Genomic DNA, 23,420 nt, shown 5'->3' with positions numbered 1-23,420 from the left:
CAGGAGCCGAAAAGCGCGTCCATCCAAAAGCCTGTCCGCCCAAAAATCCATGGACCAGACCGTGTTGGGAAGGACCGGAACCGACAGCTTTTCAGGCTTTTCGCGAACCAGACGCCTGCGGGGTTTAATCCGCAGGTTGAGTTCCAGTTCCCGATAAATCCGATAAACCCGCTTATGATTCCAGACCTGTCCCTGCACGTTACGCAGATACAGAAAACACAGGCCAAATCCCCATCTCCTGTGAGCCTGGATCAGTCCCGCCAGAAGATCGGCAATCCTGTCGTTCTCCGCCGCCAGTCGCGGACAATAGCGAAAGCAGGTCTCGGATATCCCAAAAATCCGACAGGCCAGCGCAATGCCGACCCCGTGATGCGCCACAGCCTGTGCGGCCAGTTCCCGGCGCTCGGCTGGCCGCTTCATTTTTTTCCCAGGGCTTCCTTCAGGATATCCGTCTGCATGCTCAGATCCGCATACATCCGCTGCAGCCGACGGTTCTCTTCTTCCAAAGCCTTCATCTGACTGATCATTGACGCATCCATGCCGCCGTATTTCGCGCGCCATCGGTAAAATGTGGCGTTGCTGATCCCATGCTCCCGGCACAGGTCAGGAACCGGGACGCCGCCCTCAGCCTGGCGGATCACACCCATAATCTGGGCATCAGTAAAGCGATCACTCTTCATCAGAATCTCCTCATCCTCACGCTGAGAAAATTCTCATCCAAAAGCCACTCTTTTTGTGAGGGGATTACCACTTGCAGACCTGCCGTAAGGGCAGCCGGACTGCCCTCCAGAAAACGTCTTTCCAGAAACTCCCTGTCTCCGCCGGTAAAATCCGGCAGGCGACCGGTCAGCAGCCTTATCGCCAGAACGGCGAGGAAAAAGACGTCATCCTCAATCCGGCCCTACCCCCGTGCTGAAGGGGACAGATCGCAGATGAAAGCGGCTCACAGCAGATCGGCTGAAGAAAAACCGAAGGGGCGAGACCCAGCAGACGTGCGCCGGGTCTGTGGATATCCTGCACCTCAAACGCCGCACACCCTGCGAGCGAGCCTGCGGGTACGTCCGGACTGACGACATAGCGTCCGGCGACAGTAATCCTGCTGTCGCCGGAGGTGTCCTCATCCAGCTCGAAATCGTCGTTTTCCTGCTCCATTGCCACCGGCAGTGTTCTCCTGAACTCTGACCGGAGAGTAGGAGCAGAAAATTAATAAGCGCCTTACGGCTCAGGAATCGAAAGGATCTTTCATCAGTATCGTATCATCGCGTTCCGGGCTGGTCGAAAGCAGCGTGACGGGTGCGCCGATCAGCTCCTCGATCCGGCGCACGTATTTGATCGCTTCCGCCGGCAGATCGGCCCAGCGACGGGCTCCCTGTGTGGAGCCCTCCCATCCTTCCACGGTCTCGAATACCGGGCGGACGCGCTTCTGCGCTCCGGGTGCCGCGGGGAAGCGGGTGATGGTTTTGCCATCCAGTTCATAGCCGACGCAGATGCTGATTTCCTTCAGCCCGTCCAGCACGTCCAGCTTGGTCAGGGCAATTCCGCTCACGCCGCCCACGCGTACGGCATAGCGGACGAGGGCCGCATCGAACCAGCCGCAGCGACGCGGGCGGCCTGTCACGGTTCCGAATTCATGTCCGCGCTCTCCCAGGAGGCGGCCTGTCTCGTCGTGCAGTTCGCTCGGGAACGGTCCCTCCCCCACGCGCGTCGTGTAGGCTTTTGCGATCCCCAGAACGAATCCGGCTGCGGCAGGCCCCATGCCTGAGCCGACGCCTGCGTTGGAGGCAACGGTGTTGGAACTGGTGACGTACGGATAGGTGCCGTGGTCCACATCCAGCATGACGGCCTGCGCGCCCTCGAACAGAATCTTGCTCTTGCGGCTGCGCTCCTCCTCCAGGATTTCCCAGACCGGTGCCATGAACGGCAGCACCTTCGGAGCGATCTCCGCGAGATAGGCCTTGAGCTCCTCTTTCGTGAAGGTCGGCGCTCCCAGCCCGGCCAGGAGCGTGTTGTGATGCAGGAGGAGTTCGTCCAGCTTCCAGTCCAACGTGTCAGGCTCCGTCAGATCGCACAGGCGGATGGCCCGGCGTGCGACCTTGTCCTCATAGGCGGGGCCGATACCGCGGCCCGTCGTCCCGATCTTGCGATCGCCCCGCGCGGCCTCGCGCGCGCGGTCCACGGCGCCGTGCACGGGAAGGATCAGCGGTACGTTTTCCGCAATCCTGAGTGTTTCGGGCGTGACTTTCAGTCCCTGCGCCGAAACGCGGTCTATCTCACTCAGAAGCGCCTGAGGATCAACAACCACGCCGTTGCCGATCACGCCGACCTTTCCACGGACCAGCCCTGAAGGCAGCAGGGACAGTTTATAGACCTGATCGCCGACGACGAGCGTGTGCCCGGCGTTGTGCCCGCCCTGGAAGCGGACGACCACGTCGGCCCGGCTGGCGAGCCAGTCAACGATCTTGCCTTTGCCCTCGTCGCCCCACTGCGTCCCGATGACCGTAACGTTCGACATATCAGACTCCTGTATAACCGCCCGGACATTCAGCCGACGGGGTTCAGACTATCGCCCTGAAGAATATGAGAGCATGCAAGACGCAGCGCCTCTGCCCTGACATCCGCAACCGGCTCCAGCGCGGCCAGCGTTGCATAACCTTCCTCGCGCAGGCGTTCTGCCGCCTGCTCCGAGGCATCCGGTGAAATGAATACGCGCATCCGCTTCTTTCGCGGGACCGCCACGCGAAAGAGCGCATCCGGGCGCAGGGTCAGGCCGCAGGCCGGTTCATTATCCATGCAGAGATAGCGACCGCCCCGGCCCAGCTCTTCACGGCTGCCTGCAGCATAGACTGAGAAGCAGACGCCCGTATGATATTTCCAGCCCCTGAATTCGACCGGATCGATCGTCAGGCGCAATGCGGGCAGACGTCTGCGGATCTCGCGCACCGTCTCAGCCAGGCGTGTGCTGTATGACCGTGCCTCATCAGGCAGCACGGCGCGTTCCAGTTCTGCCAGCACCTGATCCGCAGGGCCTGCGGCCTGCAGCAGCCGGGTCAGGATCTCCGCAACCTCTCCGCCCGGTGCAGCCACGCCTGCCGCGTCCTTGCGGTCGAGAGCGTGCATCAGTGCCCGTGTCTCATCCTGTCCGAGGCCCGACGCCTTGATGATCGCGGGCGCGAGGAGCGGCATCGTGAGATCGAAGCTGACATCCGTCACGCCAAGCCGTGCGATGGCCTCGGCAGTGACCGCCACGATTTCAGCATCTGCCTGCACGCTGTCCGGGCCGATCAGCTCGATCCCTGTCTGACCGATCTGGCGGCCGGTTTCCCGTGCGCCGCTGCCGCCCGTCAGGACGCTCATTCCGGCGTAGGACAGACGCAGGGGGCGCGGCGTGGCGGCCATGCGCGTGGAGGCGATCCGTGCGATCTGCGGTGTGATATCGGGACGCAGAACCATCATCCGGCGCGTATCCGGATCCATGATACGGAATGCCTGACCGGCAACGGCGGCTCCGGAACCGCTCAGCAGCGTTTCCTCGAACTCCAGCAGAGGCGGGCGCACCCGCTCATAGCCGTGGCTGGCAAAAACGGACATCAGGGTTTCCGTTCCGTCCGCTTCGGCCTGCGCGTCCCGGGGCAGGAGATCCGTAAATCCTGCGGGGAGAAGCGCCAGATTGAAACTCTGGCTGTCCGTCATGTCAGCCTCTCAGCACCGCATCGGTTGCCTTGCCAACGGCGGCAACTATTTTTGCGGATATGTCCTCAATCTGAGAATCCGTGAGACTGGTTTCTCCGGGCTGGATCACGACCTCGATCGCGACGGATTTCTTGCCTTCCGGCAGTCGGTCGCCTTCATAGACATCGAACAGCGTTGCATCCGTGATGAAATTGCGCTCCGCACGCCGTGCTGCACGCAGGATGGCCTCTGCCGGTGTGCTCCTGTCCGTCAGGAAGGCGAAATCACGTCTTACCGGCTGCAGCGGAGATAGGCTCAGCGCCGTGCGGCGCCTGCGCTTCTGCCCGGGGATCGCATCGGGGAGAACCTCGAACGCCACGACCGGATGCTCGAACCCGAAGCGGTTCAGCAGGCGCGGGTGTATCTCTCCGAACCGGGCCAGGACCAGTTTCGGCCCCTGGCGCAGAACGCCCGAGCGTCCAGGATGATACCAGGAGGGTGCATCCGCCGTTGTCATCAGGCCGTCCATCGGCGCGCCGAGAGTGCTCAGGACGTCCCAGGCATCGGCCTTCGCATCCATAAAGCTGACGGCTCTTACGGCAGCACCGGCTTCACGAGGCGTATGTCCTGCGCGGACACCGGCGACGATCATCTCCTGACGGCCATCCGGAAAGGCCGGACCCGTCTCGAACAGGCCGATATCCGGCCAGCCGCGTGCGGCATTCTTTCTGGCTGCAAGCAGAAGGTTGATCAGGGGGGTCGGGCGCATCTGATCCAGATCCGCCGCGATCGGATTCAGGAGCCGCAGATTTTCCGCGCCGCCGCCGAACGCTTCCGCATGTTCATGGGAAACAAAGGAGAAACCGATCGTCTCCATCAGTCCCCGCGCCGCAAGGACGCGCCCGGCCAGAGCCCGGCGGACCTGAGAGGAGGTGCAGGCCGTCTGCAGCGGGTCCGTAACCGGAGGCAGCAGGACGGACGGCACGGAATCAAAGCCTCTGATCCGCAGAACCTCTTCGATCAGATCGCATTCCGGTTCGATCTGCCTTACGCTTTCCTCTGCCTTGCGGAAAACATCCCCTGCCATTCCGGGCGCCGGATCCAGAATGACCGGCTGCGCGACATCATTGCGCCAGGACGGGACATGGACGGTGACCTGCGCGGAATCGCGTGCTTTCACCTCAAAGCCCAGATGTTCCAGGATCGTGACGGCCTCGTCAGAAGCGACATCCAGACCGCCAAGCTCCGCCATGCGGGAAAAGCGCAGGGTTGCCTCCCGCCGCCAGTCCGGTTCGGCACCGGCCGAGACGACCTCTCCGGCCTCTCCGCCGCAGAGATCGAGGATCATCCGTGTCGCCGCTTCCAGCGCAGCCGGAAGGAAGGCCTGATCCAGCCCGCGCTCGAAGCGGTAGCGGGCATCGGAGTGGATGCCCAGACGCCGTCCGCTCAGTGCGGTACGGATCGGATCAAACAGCGCACATTCGATGAAGACATCTGTCGTCTCGTCCGAGACCTCGGTCTCCATCCCGCCCATGATGCCGGCAAAGGACTGAACGCCCGCACTGTCCGCAATCACGCAGTCCTCGGCTGTGGCGACATAATCCTTCCCGTTCAGGGCACGGAGCGTTTCTCCGTTACCCCGGCAGATGATCAGGCGTGATCCTGAAATTTTTTCAGAATCAAAGACATGGAGAGGTCTTCCGAGATCGAATGTGAAGAAATTGGTGATATCCACCAGGGTTGAGACGGATCTCAGGCCGATGGATTCAAGACGCCTGCGCAGCCAGTCCGGAGAAGGGCCGTTCCGGACGCCCCTGACTGCCCGGCCGAGCACCCAGGGACAGTCTTCCGGACGTTCTGCTTCCCATGATACGGGCGACGGGAAGGTGCCTTCCACGGTTTCCGCGAGAAACGGCTTCAGCTGCCCCAGACCTGCTGCTGCAAGATCGCGGGCGATGCCGCGTACGGACAGCGCATCGCCTCTGTTCGGAGTGATCGCAATCTCGATCACCGGATCATCCATATTGGCAAAATCTGCGTAGGACTGGCCCGGCAGAGTGTCCTCCGGCAGCTCCGCGATGCCGTCGGATTCCTCTCCAAGGCCCAGTTCACGCAGGGAGCAGAGCATGCCGCCGCTCAGCTGGCCGCGGATTTTTCCGGCTTTGATCGTGATATCGCTGCCCGGGATATATGTTCCCGGAGGCGCAAAAATCACGGCAATTCCTGTGCGTGCATTGGGGGCTCCGCACACCACCTGAACCTGCCCGATCTCCGGCCCCGCATTAACCTGGCACACTCTGAGACGGTCGGCATCCGGGTGCCGAACCGCTTCCAGTATGCGGGCCGTGCGGAACGGCTGCAGGGCTGCGCCCGGTTCCGTAACGTCCTCAACCTCAAGGCCGATACGGTTCAGCGTCCTGCAGATTTCATCCATTGAAGCCTGCGTATCGAGGTGCTCACGCAGCCAGGAAAGCGTGAATTTCATCGTCACAGACCCTCATGCAGGAGTGCGGGAGACAGGGGATCGCTGCCGAAATGTGTCAGCCAGCGGACATCGCTTTCGTAGAATGAGCGCAGATCCGGAATGCCGTTTTTCAGCATCGTCAGGCGCTCGATCCCCATACCGAACGCAAATCCCTGCCATTCGTGCGGATCAAGACCGCAGTTTGCCAGAACGCGGGGATGCACCATTCCCGAACCGAGCACCTCAAGCCAGTCCTCACCCTCTCCGATCTCACCGGTTTTCCGGGACCAGCCGATATCGACCTCCATCGAGGGTTCCGTGAACGGGAAGTAGGAGGCGCGGAAACGCACGGGCAGATCAGGCTTACCGAAGAACGCGCGCAGGAATTCCGTAAGGCAGCCCTTGAGATGGCCGAGTGTGATCCCCCGGTCGATCACGAGTCCCTCGCACTGATGGAACATCGGCGAGTGTGTCGCGTCATGATCGGCGCGGTAGGTCCGGCCGGGCGCGATGATGCGGATCGGCGGCTTCTGCCCGAGCATCGTGCGGATCTGCACGCCGGACGTCTGGGTTCTCAGCACCCGGTCAGACTGCCCCGGCTCCTCCGGCGGAAGGTAAAATGTATCCTGGTCCGTGCGCGCCGGATGATGGGACGGTGTGTTGAGTGCGGAGAAATTATGCCAGTCCGTTTCGATATCCGGCCCTTCGGCAACGGAGAATCCCATCGTCGCGAAGATCGCCGTGATCTCTTCCATTGCCCGGCTGACAGGGTGCAGCATACCGCGCGCGGCACGCGGCACCGGCAGGCTTACATCCACGCTTTCGGCCAGAAGGCGCGCCTCAAGAGCCTGATTTTCCAGCTCCTCTCCGCGCGCGGCAATTGCACGGGACAGTTCGTCACGGAGCTGGTTCAGTTCCGCACCACGCGCTTTACGTGCGTCCGGGTCCATGCCGCCAAGCTGCTTGAGCAGTCCCGTCAGACGCCCTGATTTCCCGAGCCAGGACACGCGCACGGCGTCCCAGCTCTTCTGATCGGCAGCAGCGGCCAGAGCGGACTGACATTCCTCGCGCAGGAGATCGGTGTCTTCGGTCATAAAGCCTCAGCAGTGTTCTACGGATGACGGACAGACTTACAGCAAGGGCGGATACCCTCTTCCGGGCGCTGAGAAAACCCTGCCCGGGATATTCGCAAAAAAAAACCGCAGTCCCGGAGAGGAACTGCGGGGCATTTTCAGCCTTTCCGGAGCGGTTCAGACACGCCTGACCAGAATGCTTGCATTTGTTCCGCCAAAGCCGAAGCTGTTGGAAAGGGCGATATCCACTTTCCTCTGCTGGGCTTCTTTCGCCACGCGATCGATCACGCTTTCCTTTGACGGATCTTCAAGATTCAGTGTCGGCGGGACGACACCGTCCCGGATGGCGAGCATGGAGAACATGGTCTCCACCGCACCTGCCGCTCCCAGGAGATGGCCGATGGCCGATTTCGTGGACGACATGGCAACGTTCTTCGCCGCATCCCCGAACAGCCGCTCAACGGCTTCCAGCTCGAGATCATCCGCCATGGTGGACGTGCCATGCGCATTGACATAGCCGATCTGGGACGGTTCGATCCCGGCGCTTTTCAGGGCGGCTTTCATGGCGCGGAACGCACCGTCATGCCCCTCTGCAGGCGCGGTGATATGGTAGGCATCACCGGACATGCCGTATCCGATGATCTCACCGTAAATCTTTGCACCGCGTTTTTTAGCGTGCTCGTACTCTTCCAGAACGACCACACCGGCGCCTTCGCCCATCACGAAGCCGTCACGGTCCCTGCTCCAGGGACGGGAGGCCTTCTCCGGCGTGTCGTTAAAGCCCGTGGAGAGCGCGCGGGCTGCAGAAAATCCTGCAATCCCGAGCGCGCAGACCGTTGCTTCCGCACCGCCGGCGACCATGACATCCGCATCGCCCAGCATGATGATGCGTGCCGCATCACCGATTGCGTGCACGCCGGTTGCACAGGCCGTCACGACAGCGTGGTTCGGTCCCTTGAATCCGTATTTGATGGAGACATGCCCAGAGACCAGATTGATCAGGGCTGACGGGATAAAGAACGGAGACACACGCCTCGCACGTCCCTCATGCACCGCAACGGATGTCTCATAAATTGTCTGGAGGCCGCCGATACCCGAACCGATCATGACACCGGTCGCGCAGCGATCCTCCTCGTTCTGAGGTTTCCAGCCGGAATCCTCAACGGCTTCCTCCGCGGCGATCAGGCCGAGATGGATGAAACGATCCATCTTTTTCTGATCCTTCACGGGGATCCATTCACTGATATCCAGGAGCCCCTCGGATTTCGGACCCTGCGGAACTTCCCCGGCGACCTGGGCCGGAAGTTCTGACGCATCGAATGCACGGATGCGGCCGATTCCGCTCTCTCCTGCAATCAGACGTTTCCAGATATTTTCGACACCGAGACCCAGAGGGCTGACCATGCCCATACCCGTCACGACGACGCGCCTGCGTCCTGATCCAGCTGACTGCAGCACCCCGGTGCGCTCCTGTTTACCGTAAATATTCAGATGACGGACCCGCACGAAGACCGGGCCCGGCAATGACGTCCTGAGTTAATCAGGCAGCCTTCTGCTTCTCGATGTAGTCAATGGCGTCCTTCACGGTGGCGATCTTCTCAGCCGCATCTTCCGGAATCTCGACATTGAAAGCCTCTTCGAAGGCCATGACCAGCTCGACGGTGTCGAGGCTGTCTGCGCCCAGGTCGTCGATGAAGGACGCTTCCGGCGTTACCTTGCTTTCCTCGACGCCAAGATGCTCGACAACGATCTTCTTAACCTTATCAGAAATTTCGCTCATCTGTTCTGCTTCCTGTCTGCCCGGGAATTACGGGCTGATATAAGTATTCACCCGTCTCGCCTGTCCCGGACCACGCGGACCAGACATGCATTCTGTGACGAGACTGTGGCGGCGATTAGCATGGTTTCTGCCACGTCGCCAAGGCACTTCCTTCACACAACGTTGCAGGAGTGTCAGATCATGGCCATTCCGCCGTTCACGTGCAGTGTCGTTCCCGTGACCCAGGCGGCCTCGTCAGATGCCAGATAAAGCACGGCGGATGCGATATCCTCAGGTGATCCCATGCGTCCCAGCGGGATCGCGCCGAGGAGTTTTTCCTTCTGCGCATCAGCCAGGACGTCCGTCATCGCCGTTGCGATGAATCCCGGTGCCACCACATTGACCGTCACGCCGCGCGACCCTGCTTCCTGCGCCAGGGAACGGGTCATGCCGCCAAGACCTGCCTTGGCTGCGGCGTAGTTCGCCTGACCGGCGTTTCCGGTCGTGCCCACCACGGAAGAGATATTGACGATACGCCCGCTCCTGCGGCGCAGCATGCCCTTCAGCGCCGCGCGCGACAGGCGGAACGGAGAGCTGAGATCGATATCGAGAACCTTGTTCCAGTCCTCGTCCTTCATGCGGATTGCCAGCATATCGCGTGTCAGACCGGCATTATTCACCAGAATATCCAGGGGTTTTCCGGCTTTTTCCTCGACCTGCCCGACCAGAGCCTCTGCGGCCTCCGGATTTCCGAGATCGGCTGCAACGGCCCAGGCCCGCTCCCCGAGTTCGGATGCCAGCTCTTCCAGAACGCCAAGCCGTGTGCCGGACAGCACCACTCCGGCTCCCTGCCGGTGCAGGGTCCGGGCAATCGCCGCACCGATTCCGCCGCTGGCACCCGTTACGAGCGCCGCCTTACCTTCAAGACTGAACATGTTTTTTCTTCCTGCTGTTTTCAGAGAGTTTTCAGAAACGATTCAATATCGGCGACTGTTCCGACAGACACGCCCTCCGCATCCGGGGCGATCCGCTTCACCAGACCGCTGAGAACCTTTCCCGCTCCGATCTCGACAAATCGCGTCACGCCCATTGCCGTCATGGCCGCAACGCTCTCGCGCCAGCGGACCTGTCCCGTGACCTGCTCCGTCAGGAGGCGGCGAATTTCGTCCGGCTCCGTTACTTTCGCGGCCGTCACGTTCGCTACGACCGGCACAACCGGAGCACGCACTTCTGCCTTCGCCAGAGCTTCAGCCATCACGTCTGCCGCAGGCTTCATCAGAGAGCAGTGAAACGGTGCGGAGACCGGCAGCTTCACCGCACGCTTCACGCCTGAGTCCTTTGCGATCACGACAGCTCGTTCGATGGCTGCCATCTGGCCGGAAATCACGATCTGTCCGCCGCCATTATCGTTTGCAAGCTCGATGATCTCGCGCCACTCAGGCTGGCCTTCGATCTGAACGATCGCAGCCTTGTCGCAGATATCCTGCGCCTGTTCGGGGGTCACTCCGATCAGGGCGGCCATTCCTCCCTCGCCCGCCGGAACGGCCTTCTGCATGGCTGAACCGCGCACGCGCAGCAGGCGCGCCGTCTCGGACAGGCCCAGCGCCCCCCCTGCGGCGAGGGCGGAATATTCACCCAGGGAATGACCGGCCAGCAGCGTGGCAACGTCCGGGATCCTGAATTTTCCCTCGGTTTCCAGAACGCGCAGGACCGCCATGGACAGGGCCATCAGCGCAGGCTGCGTGTTTTCCGTGCTGGTCAGTGTTTCTGCCGGTCCCTCGAAAATAATCTTCGAGAGTTTCTCTCCCAGGGCATCGTCAACTTCCTGAAAGACTTCCCGTGCCGCAGGAAAGGCATCGGCCAGATCCCCGCCCATTCCGACTGTCTGACTGCCCTGCCCCGGGAAAATAAATGCTGTAACCGGCATTCCGCCTCCTGAATATCCACACGCTCCCTGATCGCCATTTGCGGCGACAGGATGGTTTATTATCTGAAATCGCTTCAGTTCCGGTGTTTGTGTCGCAATCGCCACAAAACGACAAGAATTGCGTCCCACAGAGTTGCAGGAAACTCATGCAGCCGCAGACGCAACCCGCGCCATGAAAGCAGCGGGCCGGATGGTGCGGAGACGGGAATAACGCGCCATCCCGCAAGCCGCATGAGGAGGCAGCAGCGAAAGAGATGAAAATCGCTCGTCACCACGGCAATCTCTCCCCCATATCCTTCCTGTTTCAGGATATCGCTGCACAGACGCACGGATTGATACGTATCTTCCGCACGTGTCTCCTCTGTAATGCAGTTCAGGAAAATCCCCGCATCCGTCAGAAGCCGGTGCATGGCCTGTGACTCAGTCACACCGTTGCGGGCAGCTCCTCCGGTCACGAGGAACCATGACCCGGGAATGCAGGATGCAAATCGTACTGCGGCAGCAACACGTGCCTGCATGATGTCCGACGGCTGACCGTCAGGTCTGAGGGCTGCACCGAAAACGATGACCGGCAGCCCTCCTGCGGCAGTCACTTTGCCGCCGTCCGCGGACCACGCAGCAGGACGCGGTTCAGGCTTTCAAGGGCAGAGAATGCCTCTCCCCACACACGGTCGAACTGCGACCGGCCGACGCCGCGCCCCTCAAGTGCTGCCGCCAGTTCCCCGACCGTGCGCTCTCCGTCAATCAGAGGGAGAAGGCCGCGTGTCTGCGGCGGGAGCGGCACGGGAACGACCAGCGTGCCGAACTCGAACATCAGGCGATGATCCGGCGTCATCTGCCGTGCCAGTTCTATCCCCGGAATTTCGCGCATGACCGGCACGGAGGCATCATCCAGCGGATCAGGCGGGGAGATACGTTCCCCGCTGCGGACGACATAGGCCACATGAGTGGCCATATTTCCGGTCAGTTCCTCGGCCACCGCTGCCCGTTCGACCGGCGAGAGCTCTCCGAGCCGTGTCCTCAGCCGGGGATCGGGAAGGAACAGGGACGGATCGTAGCGTGCGGGCTCCATCAGGCAGGATATCTCCAGCCCGGCTCCTCCGATCAGTCTGTGAAACGCCCTGACATCATAGGCCCGGTCACGGGGGTTGAGCAGCAGATCGTAGAGACCGGCATCCCCGCCGCTGAGATGATCACCGAAATTACCGTTTGCCCTCAGCCATGCCGTTGCAGGCAGATTGCGCATCACGCGCCGGGCGATGTCCAGCCGGTCCGCCGGTGTCTGGTCATGCGGAGCCAGGGATGACAGCGCGTCCTGCAGCATATAGACGCCGGTGCGTCCGTACGGGGCATAGACCATCAGCCCCATGCCCCCGCCCGGAGCCAGACGTTCCGTCAGCCGGGCCAGTGTCGCATCCGGGTCCGGCAGGTGATGCAGCACGCCGCAGCAGTCGATGTAGTCGAACTGTCCTTCGACCGGAAACGGGTCTGAAAGCAGCGATCCCTGGACAAACCGGATATTCTCCAGTCCTCTGGCAGCCGCACGTTCGCGGGCGATATTCAGGGCTGCTCCGGAGCGGTCGAGACAGATCACCTCACCCGGGCGACCGGCCCGCGCAAGATGCGTCGCCAGCATGATTGCACCGTCGCCGGTTCCGCATCCTGCGATCAGCACCCGCAAAAAGCGATCCTCCGGCCGCCGGGCGCCGAACACCCAATAGTCGATTTCCCGCAGGTGTCCCGGGCTTCCGATCAGCAGGCGCTTCGCCTCTTCCCGCGGGTCACGCGCGGGGTAGGGATAGGCCTCATACTGCGCGGCGAGTTCCGTATCGGCAGGATCTGCGCTCATCCCGGCTCCTCCCCTCAGCGCGGAACCAGACGCCCGCGCTGCCAGGCTTCCGCAGCATCATCGGGCGTCATCCCGCCGTAACGGATCGCGTCATCCAGTGCGCTGACCACCTTGTTGCTGAGCAGCATCTCATCCAGTTCGTCCAGCATGTCGCTGTCCGCATCGTCCCGCAGGCCGGGGCGGATCATGATCCGGGCCTCCAGCTCGCTGCCGGTCACGCCCTCAGGATCCTGCAGCAGATTGAGCTTCAGACGGTGATGCAGACAGCCGGGCATCATCAGGGGAAACACGATATCCTCCCCCTGCCCCGCCAGTTCCTCAAGCCGGGCAAAGGCGCGCTCGTCCGGCTCCGCCTCAATGGTGAAGCCTGCTTCCGTCAGTCCGCAGGCGGACACGACGCTGCGCACATGCGGCAGGACGGATTCAGGCGTGATCAGCGCCCGGTTCACGCCTGATGCCGCCAGTTCCGTCAGGGACGACACCGCAGAGCCGTCCTGCACGAACAGGCCGAAGCGAGGACGGTAGAGCGTTCCGATGAAATCGCCCTTCTCCCCTTCCTTCACCCATGCCGTGACAAAGAGATCGGCTTCACCCGAGGACAGCATGGCCCGCAGACTGCTTTCAGGACCGGCTGCATATTCCGGCTCCATGTCATGCGCCTCAACCACGCGCGCAACGGCCGCAGCCACTCCGGCATGAAGAGGTGTGTCAGGATGGGCCAGTGTCAGATAGGTCACGGAAAACTCCCCGCCTTGGCGGGAAAGACCCGCATTCATCACAGAAAAATGCCGGGGAGACAGCTCCCCGGCAGACAGATCACCAGATCGTCACGCGCTGATCAGGCAGAAGATACAGCGACTGTCCCGGCTTTACGTCCCACGCCTTATACCACAGATCGATATTATGCATCGGGATGTTGACCCGCGCCTTCGGTGCGGAATGCGGATCGATCACGGCAAGCTGGCGGGCGCGGTCATCACGCACCTTCATCCGCCAGACCTGCGCCCAGCCGAGAAACACCCGCTGGTCTCCGGTCAGGCCATCGACGACCGGTGCGGGCTTGCCTTTCAGGGAGGCATGATAGGCATCCAGCGCCAGGGTAAGGCCGCCGAGATCGGCAATATTCTCGCCCATCGTCAGCTTTCCGTTCAGATGAACGCCCGGCAGCACCTCAAACGCGTCATACTGCTTGCCCAGACGGGAGGCCTGCTCCTCAAACCGCCGTGCATCCTCCTTCGTCCACCAGTCATGCAGGCGGCCGTTCTCGTCGAATTTCCGGCCTTCATCGTCAAAGCCGTGCGTCATTTCATGACCGATCACGCCGCCGATCGCGCCGTAATTGATGGCCGGGTCTGCCTTCGGATCAAAAAACGGCGGCTGGAGGATTGATGCGGGGAAGACAACCTCGTTGAACAGCGGATTGTTGTAGGCATTCACCGTCTGCGGCGTCATGTCCCACTCATCCTTGTCCACCGGATGCCCCAGATGGCTCAGGGAGTAGTTCCACTCAAACGCGATGCCACGTGCCGCATTGCCGTACACATCTCCCGGCTTCACATCGTAGGAGGTGTAGTCACGCCATTTCTTCGGATAGCCGATCTGGATGTCGAATTTTTCCAGCTTGCGGATGGCAGCTTTGCGCGTCTCCGGAGACATCCAGGAGTTGTGATCCAGGCGGGCATGGAACGCAGCCTTGAGGTTGCGGGTCAGGGCCGCCATTTTCGTCCGGCTTTCCTGAGGGAAATAGCGCTTTACGTATTCCTCTCCGATCGCCCAGCCCATGGCGTGGCTGGTCGCTGAAACGGCGCGCTTCCAGCGCGGCTCCTGCTGCGGCTGCCCTGCCAGGGTGTGGTTGTTGAATTCCCAGGATGCCTGAACGAACGGCTCGGACAGATAGGGAGCCGCGTTGTCGGTCAGGTGGAACGCGAGCCAGGCCTGCAGCACCGGCAGCGGCGTTTCTCCGAGGATTTTTGCCTCGCCTGTAATGGCGGAGGGCTCTCCGACGATCACGGTGCCGCTTTCGGCCATTTTGTCGGGAATACCGGCGCCCTTGAGCCAGGCTGTCCAGTCGAAACCCGGGGCTTCCTTCTGCAGTTCCGCCACCGTGCGCGGATTGTAGATCTTGTCCGGGTTACGGAGATCCTCGCGCGCCCAGTGAACTTTTGCCAGTTCCGTCTCAAACGCAACGATGGCATCGGCCTGCTTCTCGGCATCGTTCCAGCCTGTAAGCTCAAGCATGTGAACGATATATGCGCGATAGGCCTTCTTCTTGGAGTCAAATTCCGGCTTCAGATAATAATCACGGTCAGGCAGCCCCAGGCCGGACTGATCCAGGCTGAGCGTGAATTTACGCGGATCTTTCGCATCCGGCTGAATATCCAGCCCGAACGGAGAAAACTGGAAGGAAAACTGGGAGGAGCCGACCAGATGCGCGAATGCGGCCTGGCTGTCCACGCCCCGGATCGCGGCAATATCATGTGCCAGCGGGGCTTTGCCGAGCTTTGCGACTGCGGCCTCATCCATAAAGCTTTTGAAAAACACACCAAGCTTGTCAGAGTCTGATTTCGGCGCATCCGGCACGGAGGCCGATGCCTGGGTGAGGATGTCATTCACCCGCGAACGGGACAGCTCACGCAGCTGCTCGAACGGTCCGTAGCTGGTCTTGTCTGCCGGAATAACCAGATTTTTTACGGCCTTGCCGTTTGCGTAGCCGAAAAAATTATCACCCGGCGTGATCGACGTATCCCTGCCAGCAAGGTCAAAGCCCCACTCTCCGTAGTGATCCGGGGCTGTGACGGCGCTGCCCGGAGCTGCGACCTGCTGTGTCTGTGCCATTGCGGCAACAGGTGCGGATACGGCGCAGACAGACGCAAGGAGGGTGAGCAGGCGAGAGCGGCGGGAGGAAAAAAGGGGCATCAGCGAATCCAGTTCAGCACGGACGGAAACATTTGTAACACGCAGATTACATCAGACTGGCGCGTGCTCCACCTGTCTGAAAGAAACCTGCAGTCGTCGTCTGATCAGGAAATACGCCACGGAGCATGCCCAGTCATGCAGACGCCCATGCGGACGCAGGCCGATCGTCTTCAGAATCATGCCTGTCGCGCGGTCAAGATGCTTGCGGCGATACACGCTGAGCGTGCTTGCCATATAGGCCGAAATGCAGCTTTTGCGGTCGTAGGGTACGGAGGGCGGAAGGTTGGTTGTGTAGTAGGCTGAGGCCAGTTCGTCATCCTCGCTTTCCGCCACACGGCCGATGGCGATACGCGCTCTTGTCAGCGTTCCGAGTTTCTCACGCCTCAGATAGCGGTGCATATGATCGTAGAATAGCTTGAAATGTCTGTATTCATCTGCGGCGATCTGGCGGCAGATTGCCTTGAGCAGGGGCTCCTCGGTGGAATCAGCGAGGGCGGAGTAGAAGGAAGACGTGCCGGTCTCGACCATACATCGGGCAATCAGTTCGCCCGCACGTGATCCGCGTACGGAATCCGTGGTGTCCAGGTCGATCCTGAATTTCTCGCGGTAGCGCTCAAATGCCTCGGGATAATTCCATGAACTGTCGGCCAGCATTGCCCAGCGGCCGAGAGCGTCCCCGTGCTGGACCTCCTCGACGGCCCAGTTATCAACCGCTTCCTGAAAATCAGGATCATCGGAAAACACGTGGTTCAGATAGATCGCATAGTCCACGCTGTTGCGTTCGACCACTGATGCCGCCCTGATGGCAGGAATCAGACCGGGATCCACCCTGGAGGGATCAAAACTGTCCCAGTCCAGATTTTCCATGCGCCAGTGTTTCATATTCCGACCGCTCCTGTTTTCTCCCGCCCGCCGGACAGCGGTGCGCGGTCTTCCGACCCTACCGACACCTCATGCAGCCCCGGACTGCAGATCCTCCGAGAACTGAAGCTCAAACCGGGCACGGTCTGCCGGCATCAGCCGGACAGTCGCCGCAACGGAACTCTCGTCATCCGTCCGTTCCAGCATTTCACCATGACGGTAAAGCCAGGCCAGAGCCGCTCCCGAGGACACGGGAAGGCAATATTCCGCTATCTCCATGGCTGCAATAAGCCGCGCATCAAGAACGGACAGAAGATCCGGCAGACCTTCTCCGGACATGGCTGACAGGGGGACGACACCGGGCATTTTCGGCATCGCGGCAAGCCCGCCCATCAGATCCACCTTGTTCTGCACCTCGATCATGCGTCCGTGCCAGCCGGAGTCGAGCATCCCGTCCTGCTCCATTCCGGACAGGACGCTCAGGACATCCTCTTTCTGCGCATTCGTATCCGGATGTGCGATGTCCCGCACATGCAGAATGATATCGGCCTCCGCAACCTCTTCCAGCGTCGCGCGGAAGGCCGCAATCAGTTCGGTCGGAAGGTCGCTGATAAATCCCACGGTATCGGACAGGATCACCCGGCGCGCTGACGGCAGGCTGATCGCCCGCATCGTCGGATCCAGAGTGGCGAAAAGCTGATCCTGGGCAAAAACGCCGGCTCCAGTCAGAGCGTTGAACAGCGTCGATTTTCCGGCATTGGTGTAGCCGACCAGAGCCACGACGGGAAACGGAACCCGCTTTCTCGCACTCCGATGCAGACCACGCGTGCGGCGGACCTGTTCCAGCTCTTTCTTCAGCCGGACGATGCGATCCCCGATCATCCGCCGGTCAGCCTCGATCTGGGTCTCACCCGGACCGCCAAGGAAGCCGAAGCCACCCCTCTGCCGTTCAAGATGGGTCCACAGGCGGACGAGACGGGAGCGCTGGTATTCCAGATGCGCCAGCTCGACCTGCAGCGACCCCTCTTTCGTTGCCGCGCGTGCACCGAAAATATCGAGAATCAGGCCGGTCCGATCCACCACCTTGCAGCCGAGCGCCTTCTCCAGATTCCGCTGCTGCCCGGGCGAGAGCCTCGCATCCACGACGACAACCCCGATCTCCTCCGCCACGACGAGATCGTGCAGGGCCTCCACCTGGCCCGCTCCCAGAAGTGTGGCCGGTCGCCTTGCACGCAGGAGCACCACCGCGCTGCGCACGATCACCAGCCCTATCGATGCGGTAAGACCGACAGCTTCCTCAAGCCGTGCGTCCGCCGCACGGACATCCTGATCCCGCTCAGGCCGTTCCCATGGAAGAATAACCGCCGCGCGCGTCGGGGCTTTCTGCGTCTCAGCTGGAGAAATCGTCGACAAAGCGCCCGTCACTCTCCGCTGTCCCGGTGCCACCCTGCATATCCACTGGGGCCAGCGGCATTACAGTGCTGATCGCGTGTTTGTACACAAGCTGGGTATGGCCGTCCCGGCGAAGAAGAACCGAGGACTCGTCATACCAGGTGATAATGCCCTGCAGCTTCACGCCGTTGACCAGAAAGATAGTCACCGGCGCCCGGGCACGCCTGAGATGACCCAGAAAAAGATCCTGAACGCTCTGCAATGTTTCTTTCGACACCTGAATGCATCCTGCATATTTTTGTTTTTGGACCCGTAACGGGTCAGCCGCCATCCGGCAATATATGATCAGATTGAGTATTTATGATCCGCGCTTTTACGGCAAGCCGTCCCGAAGAGAAGGCAGACCTGCTGTAATCAGATACTCCCCCGCTCCTCAGAGGTTACGCCAAGCTGCTTGAGCTTTCTGTGCAGTGCGCTCCGTTCCATTCCGACAAATCCCGCAGTGCGGCTGATATTCCCGCCAAATCGGAGAAGCTGCGCCTGGAGATACTGCGTCTCAAAAAGATCACGCGCTTCTCTCAGAGGCAGTCCCATTACATCAGCCGTCGCATCAACCCGGAGCAGCGCGGGAGCCTCCTCGCTGATCTGCGGAGGCAGCATATCAGCACGAATCGGATCACTGCTGCCGCCAGGCATCATGATCATCAAACGTTCCATCAGGTTCCGCAGTTCCCGAACATTTCCGGGCCAGTCATACGCCTGAAGTGCGGCAATCGCATCGATTGCCAGTTCACGGCAGGGCAGGCCCGCAGCTTCGGAAGTGCGGCGCAGAAAGAGCTGCGCCAGACCGGGCATATCCTCACGCCGTTCGCGCAGCGCCGGGATTCGCAGCGGCACGACCGCAAGCCGGTAATACAGATCCTCGCGGAAGCGGCCTGCCGCGATTTCCGCCTCGAGATCACGGTTGGTCGTGGAGAGCACGCGGATATCGACCCGCACGCGCTGCGATCCGCCCAGACGCTCGAAACTCTGGTCCTGCAGCGCGCGCACGATCTTGCCCTGCGTCTGCAGCGGCATATCAGAAACCTCATCCAGCAACAGCGTGCCGCTGTGGGCGCGCTCCAGAACACCGGTCCGGCGCGGCACGTCCTCCGCGCCCTCCAGACCAAAAAGCTCCTCCTCAAACCGTTCGGGTTCCAGAGTGGCGCAGTTGAGAACGACGAACGGCCCGTCCGTCCGGCGGGACCGCGCATGGATCATGCGCGCGGCAACCTCCTTGCCTGTCCCCGGAGCGCCGGAAATCAGCACGCGCGACCCGGTCGGAGCCACACGCTCAACCTGATTGCGTACTGCCGATATGGCCGGACTTTCGCCGAACAGAACGCTCTCAGGACCGGCCCGCAGCCTCAGTTCCGCGTTTTCCCGCGCTAGGCGGGACGCCTCCAGGGCACGCTGGACGATCACGAGAAGACGGTCGGACTGAAACGGCTTCTCGATAAAGTCATAGGCCCCGAAACGCAGCGAGGACACCGCCGTCTCGATGGTTCCGTGGCCCGAGATCATGACGACAGGAATATCGGGCTCTTCGGCCTTCATCTGCTTCAGTACATCGAGCCCGTCCATCTTCGAGCCCTGAAGCCAGATATCCTGAATGACCATGGCAGGACGGCGCGCACGGAACGCAGCAAGTGCGGCGTCGGAATCACCGGCCACACGGGTCTCATAGCCTTCATCCACCAGAATACCCTCGATCAGCATACGGATGTCCGGCTCGTCATCGACGATCAGGATTTCATACGCCATCAGTTCCCCTAAACGGCAAAATCAGCAAAGCCTCTGTCCCCGGTCCGTCCGCGCGTTCGCGTATCTGGAAGTCACCATCATGATCTTCCATGATTTTCTTCACAATGGCCAGCCCCAGCCCCGTTCCCTTGGGTTTATGGGTGACATAGGGCTCGGTCAGCCGGTCACGGTCCTCCTGCGGCAGGCCCAGACCATCATCGGACACACTCACCAGCACCAGACCGTCCCGCACCTCAACGCAGAGCCGGACGGTACCGATATGTCCTTCCCCATCTTCTTCCTTACGCCCCGTCATGGCAATCGCATCCGCCGCATTCTGCAGGAGATTCGTCAGTGCCTGACCGATCTGGCGGCGGTCACACTGCAGTTGAGGACCTTTTTCCGGCACGATCACATTATAGACAATGTCCGGATGGGCGTCACGCTGGAGCACGACGCTCTCACGCACGAGGCGTCCCAGATCCTCCGATGCCATCACCGGCTGCGGCATACGTGCGAAAGCCGAAAACTCGTCAACCATCCGGCCGATATCGCCCACCTGACGCACGATAGTATCGGCGCACTGGCGGAATGTGTCCGGATCGGAGGTGATTTCCTTGAGGAACCGGCGTTTGAGGCGCTCCGCTGCAAGCTGGATCGGCGTCAGGGGATTCTTGATCTCATGCGCGATCCGCCGGGCCACGTCCGCCCAGGCAGCTTTCCTCTGTGCCACCTGAAGCGCAGTCATATCATCAAACGTGACGACATAGCCCTCGGGAACACTGCCGCGCATTTCCGCGCTCACACGCACGAACAGCATCCGCTTCAGACCGCTCTGCCCCGTCTGGATCTCACGCGTCACGACGCGGTCCGGTGCGAGGCTGACCTCGGCCAGAAGCGGCGCGAATTCCGTCACCACCTGCGCCAGCGGCTGCCCGGTGAACACCATCAGATCCGTATTCAGCAGCACCGATGCCACACGGTTCGGAAGCTCGATCCGCTGCTCCGCATCCAGACCGATCACACCGGCCGACACCCCTGACAGCACGGCCTCCGTAAATCGCCGCCGCTCATTGATCTGCTCATAGGCGACCATCAGCTGAGACCGCTGGCTCGCCAGTTCATCCGTCATCAGATTGAAGGCTCGCGACAGATCAGACACCTCGTCATCGCGCCGGATTTCGGGCACGCGGACCGAAAGGTCTCCCTCACTCACACGCCGGGCCGCCACCATGAGAAGCCCGAGAGGCCGGACGATCTGGTTGGCGAGGCCAAGCCCCATGAATGCCGCGGCAGCCAGGACGAGCAGCGCGACAAGCGCGAAAATCATCACGAAGGTGACCTGGATCTTCGCGCGGTTATGGTTGAGACGCCGGTAATCCGCGACCACCTGGCCGGTCTTGCGCATATGTCCCAGAATCTCGGGATCAACCGGCCGGGTGATCACCAGCATCCGCTCAGGCGTCTCGCCCAGTGACACGACGGCCCGCACGGTTTTCTCGTCCGGGCTGTCGAAAATCGCCACCTCGTTCGTCCGGGCCATCATAGTCGCGGCCGGAGGCGGAAGCTGCTCCTGATATCCCGCCCGTGCCAGCAGTCCGCCCGATGCCGTCACCCTGTTCGATATCGGATCATAGACAACCGCCTCGGTCAGCCCGCGGACAGTTGCCTGGCTGTCCAGAAGCTGCCCCAGCGCGTCCGGATCATGCATCAGATCCGTACCGTTTGCCGAAAGCTCGCTCTCCGCGCTTGCGATATAGTTCGCCAGGGAGAACGCCTCGGTGCGGATATTGGCGTTATGCTCGGTCAGATACCCCCGGGACGCCAGAAGCGCCTCGCTCAGCGCGGTGTTCACACGATCCGAGAACCATATCTGAATGCCGTAATCGAAAAACAGCGTCGCGAAGAGGCCGACAAGCAGCGTCGGGGCTGCGGCCACAAGGCTGAACAGTGCCACAAGCCTCACGTGCAGCCGCGTTCCGGCCACGGGCCTCCGGTCGGTCAGCAGACGGTAGATCCTGCGGCTTACGGCGAGGACCAGCAGCAGGATCGCCAGAGTTGTCAGGATGAACACGCTGATCTGCAGGGCCGGATGATGCGCAAAGGCGCGGCCGCCGGACAGCACCATGAAGGTCGCAAAACCCAGGACCAGCGCCAGGGCGATCAGGGCCAGGGTGACGCGGCGCATCTCCAGGGTCCGGAGCAGCCCGCGCATCAGTCCCCTTTTCTGAGACGGGTTACGCAACTGCGCCGCCGTCAGCAGACACCGCGCACGACCGGGATATCAAGATCCCGGATTTTCTTACGCAGCGTGTTTCTGTTCAGCCCCAGGATGGCAGAGGCCCGGATCTGATTTCCCCGTGTGGCTGCCAGCGTCATGCGGATCAGGGGGCGTTCGACCTCCGCAATCACCCGGTCATACAGATCCTGGATCGAATCCTGCTGGCCATCGGCAAAATATCTCCGGATATGCCTGGTGACGGCATCCACCAGCGCCTCTGCCTTTCCCTCATCCTTCGCCCTGACATCCTCCTGAACCGTCTCTGCCAGCTCCTGATCGATCAGGCTGCCCGTGATCGTCTGCTGAGGATGCAGCACCACGATCCGCCGGATCAGATTTTCAAGCTCACGGACATTTCCGGGCCAGCGCCAGGCCTGCAGCCGCGGCACCGCATCTTCCGCCAGCACGCGCTGCACCCCGTCCGGACTGACGCACATCTCCAGAAAATGGCGGGCCAGAAGCGGTATGTCCTCAGACCGTTCCCGCAGGGGCGGAAGACGCACGGGAACGACGTTCAGCCTGTAGAACAGATCCTCCCGGAACGTTCCTGCACGGATGGCCTGGTGCAGGTCCCTCTGGGTGGCGGCGATAATCCGCACATCCGCGCGGATCGGCTGGCGACCGCCAACCGTCACATATTCGCCGTCCTGCAGCACGCGCAGCAGACGCGTCTGCGTTTCCGGAGGCATGTCCCCGATCTCGTCCAGAAACAGCGTTCCGCCCGCAGCCTGCTCAAACCGTCCGGGATACCGGCCTCCGCTTCCGTAGCTGCCGTGCTCCAGCCCGAACAGTTCCGCCTCGATCATGTCACGCGGAACCGCGGCCATGTTGACGGCAACGAACGGTCCGGTCCGGCGACTGCCATATTCATGCAGGGCACGCGCGACCAGTTCCTTGCCCGTCCCGCTTTCCCCGTGGATCATCACGGTCAGATCGGACGTCGTAAGCCGGGCGATGATCCGGTAGATGTCCTGCATCGCCACGGACCGGCCGATCAGCGGCATCCGCTCCTCGGGCCGCAGCGCCTGATCCCTCTGTACCGGAGCATGAGAGCCAGGCTGCGCGACAGGCGCGGACAGCGCACGCGCCACAACTTCCAGCAGCTCCGTCAGATCGAAAGGCTTGGGCAGATACTCGAACGCTCCGCGCTGCGTCGCCTTGACGGCCGTGCTCAGTGTGGACTGTGCGCTCATGACCAGAATCCGCAGGTCCGGACGCAGGCGACGGATGCGCGGGATCAGTTCCAGCCCGTTCTCATCCGGCATCACCACATCCGTGATGACGAGATCTCCCTCCCCGTCCTCAATCCACTGCCACAGTGTCGCGGCGCTGCCGGTCGTCCGCACCTGATACCCGGCCCGGCCGAGCGCCTGGCTGAGAACCGTGCGTATTGAGCGGTCATCATCCGCGATCAGGATTGTGGGAAGCGCCATAGTCTGAAGAATCT

19 protein-coding genes and 1 pseudogene are annotated in these 23,420 nt (G+C 61.5%); all 20 read right to left on the bottom strand.

The window, feature by feature from the left end:
- Positions 1-680, bottom strand: a pseudogene (locus tag LOC54_RS03055) (transposase); the annotation flags it as partial.
- Positions 681-855: 175 nt separating this feature from the next.
- Complete coding sequence (locus LOC54_RS03050; protein WP_279312356.1) at positions 856-1,158, bottom strand: hypothetical protein; 303 nt, start codon at positions 1,156-1,158, stop codon at positions 856-858.
- Positions 1,159-1,222: 64 nt separating this feature from the next.
- Entirely contained in the window at positions 1,223-2,512 is a 1,290-nt protein-coding gene (locus LOC54_RS03045; protein WP_279312355.1) for an adenylosuccinate synthase, read from the bottom strand.
- A gap of 29 nt (positions 2,513-2,541) precedes the next feature.
- A complete protein-coding gene (locus tag LOC54_RS03040) occupies positions 2,542-3,690 on the bottom strand; it encodes an ATP phosphoribosyltransferase regulatory subunit (RefSeq protein WP_279312354.1) in 1,149 nt (382 codons plus the stop codon).
- A gap of 1 nt (position 3,691) precedes the next feature.
- Positions 3,692-6,154, bottom strand: coding sequence for a phenylalanine--tRNA ligase subunit beta (pheT, locus tag LOC54_RS03035; RefSeq protein ID WP_279312353.1), 2,463 nt, complete (start codon positions 6,152-6,154; stop codon positions 3,692-3,694).
- A gap of 2 nt (positions 6,155-6,156) precedes the next feature.
- On the bottom strand, positions 6,157-7,227 hold the full coding sequence (pheS, locus tag LOC54_RS03030) for a phenylalanine--tRNA ligase subunit alpha (protein ID WP_279312352.1): 1,071 nt from the start codon (positions 7,225-7,227) through the stop codon (positions 6,157-6,159).
- A gap of 156 nt (positions 7,228-7,383) precedes the next feature.
- The gene (gene fabF, locus LOC54_RS03025; RefSeq protein WP_279312351.1) at positions 7,384-8,664 is read right to left on the bottom strand and encodes a beta-ketoacyl-ACP synthase II; all 1,281 of its coding nucleotides are present in this window, start codon (positions 8,662-8,664) and stop codon (positions 7,384-7,386) included.
- 82 nt (positions 8,665-8,746) lie between these two features.
- Positions 8,747-8,986, bottom strand: a complete 240-nt coding sequence (locus LOC54_RS03020) for an acyl carrier protein (RefSeq protein WP_279312350.1) — start codon at positions 8,984-8,986, stop codon at positions 8,747-8,749.
- A gap of 173 nt (positions 8,987-9,159) precedes the next feature.
- Complete coding sequence (gene fabG / locus LOC54_RS03015) at positions 9,160-9,900, bottom strand: 3-oxoacyl-[acyl-carrier-protein] reductase (RefSeq protein WP_279312349.1); 741 nt, start codon at positions 9,898-9,900, stop codon at positions 9,160-9,162.
- A gap of 20 nt (positions 9,901-9,920) precedes the next feature.
- Positions 9,921-10,892, bottom strand: coding sequence for an ACP S-malonyltransferase (gene fabD, locus LOC54_RS03010; protein ID WP_279312348.1), 972 nt, complete (start codon positions 10,890-10,892; stop codon positions 9,921-9,923).
- A gap of 74 nt (positions 10,893-10,966) precedes the next feature.
- Positions 10,967-11,485, bottom strand: a complete 519-nt coding sequence (locus LOC54_RS03005; RefSeq protein WP_279312347.1) for a YdcF family protein — start codon at positions 11,483-11,485, stop codon at positions 10,967-10,969.
- The gene (locus LOC54_RS03000) at positions 11,482-12,741 is read right to left on the bottom strand and encodes a class I SAM-dependent methyltransferase (RefSeq protein ID WP_279312346.1); all 1,260 of its coding nucleotides are present in this window, start codon (positions 12,739-12,741) and stop codon (positions 11,482-11,484) included. Before LOC54_RS03000 ends, LOC54_RS03005 begins: the two co-directional genes overlap by 4 nt.
- Positions 12,742-12,755: 14 nt before the next feature.
- A complete protein-coding gene (locus LOC54_RS02995) occupies positions 12,756-13,517 on the bottom strand; it encodes a glycine betaine ABC transporter substrate-binding protein (RefSeq protein ID WP_279312345.1) in 762 nt (253 codons plus the stop codon).
- Between the two features lie 40 nt (positions 13,518-13,557).
- Positions 13,558-15,657: a M13 family metallopeptidase gene (locus tag LOC54_RS02990; RefSeq protein WP_279312344.1), complete on the bottom strand. Its 2,100-nt coding sequence runs from the start codon at positions 15,655-15,657 to the stop codon at positions 13,558-13,560.
- Between the two features lie 51 nt (positions 15,658-15,708).
- Positions 15,709-16,539, bottom strand: coding sequence for a ferritin-like domain-containing protein (locus tag LOC54_RS02985; protein ID WP_279312343.1), 831 nt, complete (start codon positions 16,537-16,539; stop codon positions 15,709-15,711).
- Between the two features lie 69 nt (positions 16,540-16,608).
- Positions 16,609-17,943 carry a GTPase HflX gene (gene hflX, locus LOC54_RS02980; RefSeq protein ID WP_279312342.1) on the bottom strand — a complete coding sequence of 445 codons (1,335 nt, stop codon included), beginning with the start codon at positions 17,941-17,943 and terminating at the stop codon, positions 16,609-16,611.
- Entirely contained in the window at positions 17,909-18,187 is a 279-nt protein-coding gene (gene hfq / locus LOC54_RS02975) for an RNA chaperone Hfq (protein WP_279312341.1), read from the bottom strand. The genes hflX and hfq overlap by 35 nt, the downstream gene beginning before the upstream one ends.
- A 137-nt stretch (positions 18,188-18,324) precedes the next feature.
- Positions 18,325-19,713 (bottom strand): sigma-54 dependent transcriptional regulator, encoded by a 1,389-nt coding sequence (locus LOC54_RS02970; protein ID WP_279312340.1) that lies wholly within the window; start codon positions 19,711-19,713, stop codon positions 18,325-18,327.
- A complete protein-coding gene (locus LOC54_RS02965) occupies positions 19,703-21,907 on the bottom strand; it encodes a PAS domain-containing sensor histidine kinase (protein ID WP_279312339.1) in 2,205 nt (734 codons plus the stop codon). Before LOC54_RS02965 ends, LOC54_RS02970 begins: the two co-directional genes overlap by 11 nt.
- Positions 21,908-21,948: 41 nt before the next feature.
- Positions 21,949-23,406 (bottom strand): nitrogen regulation protein NR(I), encoded by a 1,458-nt coding sequence (gene ntrC, locus LOC54_RS02960; RefSeq protein ID WP_279312338.1) that lies wholly within the window; start codon positions 23,404-23,406, stop codon positions 21,949-21,951.
- Between the last annotated feature and the right edge of the window lie 14 nt (positions 23,407-23,420).

Origin of the sequence: Acetobacter sp. AN02, from assembly GCF_029759835.1 — a bacterium.
GTDB lineage: Bacteria > Pseudomonadota > Alphaproteobacteria > Acetobacterales > Acetobacteraceae > Acetobacter.
The sequence above is the reverse complement of the archived record's forward strand: the minus strand, read 5'-3'. Positions and strand labels throughout refer to the sequence as shown.

Excerpts from the sequence above, each read along its gene's own strand:
- LOC54_RS03045 (WP_279312355.1), bottom strand. The coding sequence starts at position 2,512 with ATGTCGAACGTTACGGTCATCGGGACGCAGTGGGGCGACGAGGGCAAA.
- LOC54_RS03040 (WP_279312354.1), bottom strand. The coding sequence starts at position 3,690 with ATGACGGACAGCCAGAGTTTCAATCTGGCGCTTCTCCCCGCAGGATTT.
- pheT (WP_279312353.1), bottom strand. The coding sequence starts at position 6,154 with ATGAAATTCACGCTTTCCTGGCTGCGTGAGCACCTCGATACGCAGGCT.
- pheS (WP_279312352.1), bottom strand. The coding sequence starts at position 7,227 with ATGACCGAAGACACCGATCTCCTGCGCGAGGAATGTCAGTCCGCTCTG.
- LOC54_RS03020 (WP_279312350.1), bottom strand. The coding sequence starts at position 8,986 with ATGAGCGAAATTTCTGATAAGGTTAAGAAGATCGTTGTCGAGCATCTT.
- fabG (WP_279312349.1), bottom strand. The coding sequence starts at position 9,900 with ATGTTCAGTCTTGAAGGTAAGGCGGCGCTCGTAACGGGTGCCAGCGGC.
- fabD (WP_279312348.1), bottom strand. The coding sequence starts at position 10,892 with ATGCCGGTTACAGCATTTATTTTCCCGGGGCAGGGCAGTCAGACAGTC.
- LOC54_RS03000 (WP_279312346.1), bottom strand. The coding sequence starts at position 12,741 with ATGAGCGCAGATCCTGCCGATACGGAACTCGCCGCGCAGTATGAGGCC.
- LOC54_RS02995 (WP_279312345.1), bottom strand. The coding sequence starts at position 13,517 with ATGAATGCGGGTCTTTCCCGCCAAGGCGGGGAGTTTTCCGTGACCTAT.
- LOC54_RS02990 (WP_279312344.1), bottom strand. The coding sequence starts at position 15,657 with ATGCCCCTTTTTTCCTCCCGCCGCTCTCGCCTGCTCACCCTCCTTGCG.
- LOC54_RS02985 (WP_279312343.1), bottom strand. The coding sequence starts at position 16,539 with ATGAAACACTGGCGCATGGAAAATCTGGACTGGGACAGTTTTGATCCC.
- LOC54_RS02970 (WP_279312340.1), bottom strand. The coding sequence starts at position 19,713 with ATGGCGTATGAAATCCTGATCGTCGATGACGAGCCGGACATCCGTATG.
- LOC54_RS02965 (WP_279312339.1), bottom strand. The coding sequence starts at position 21,907 with ATGCGCGGGCTGCTCCGGACCCTGGAGATGCGCCGCGTCACCCTGGCC.
- ntrC (WP_279312338.1), bottom strand. The coding sequence starts at position 23,406 with ATGGCGCTTCCCACAATCCTGATCGCGGATGATGACCGCTCAATACGC.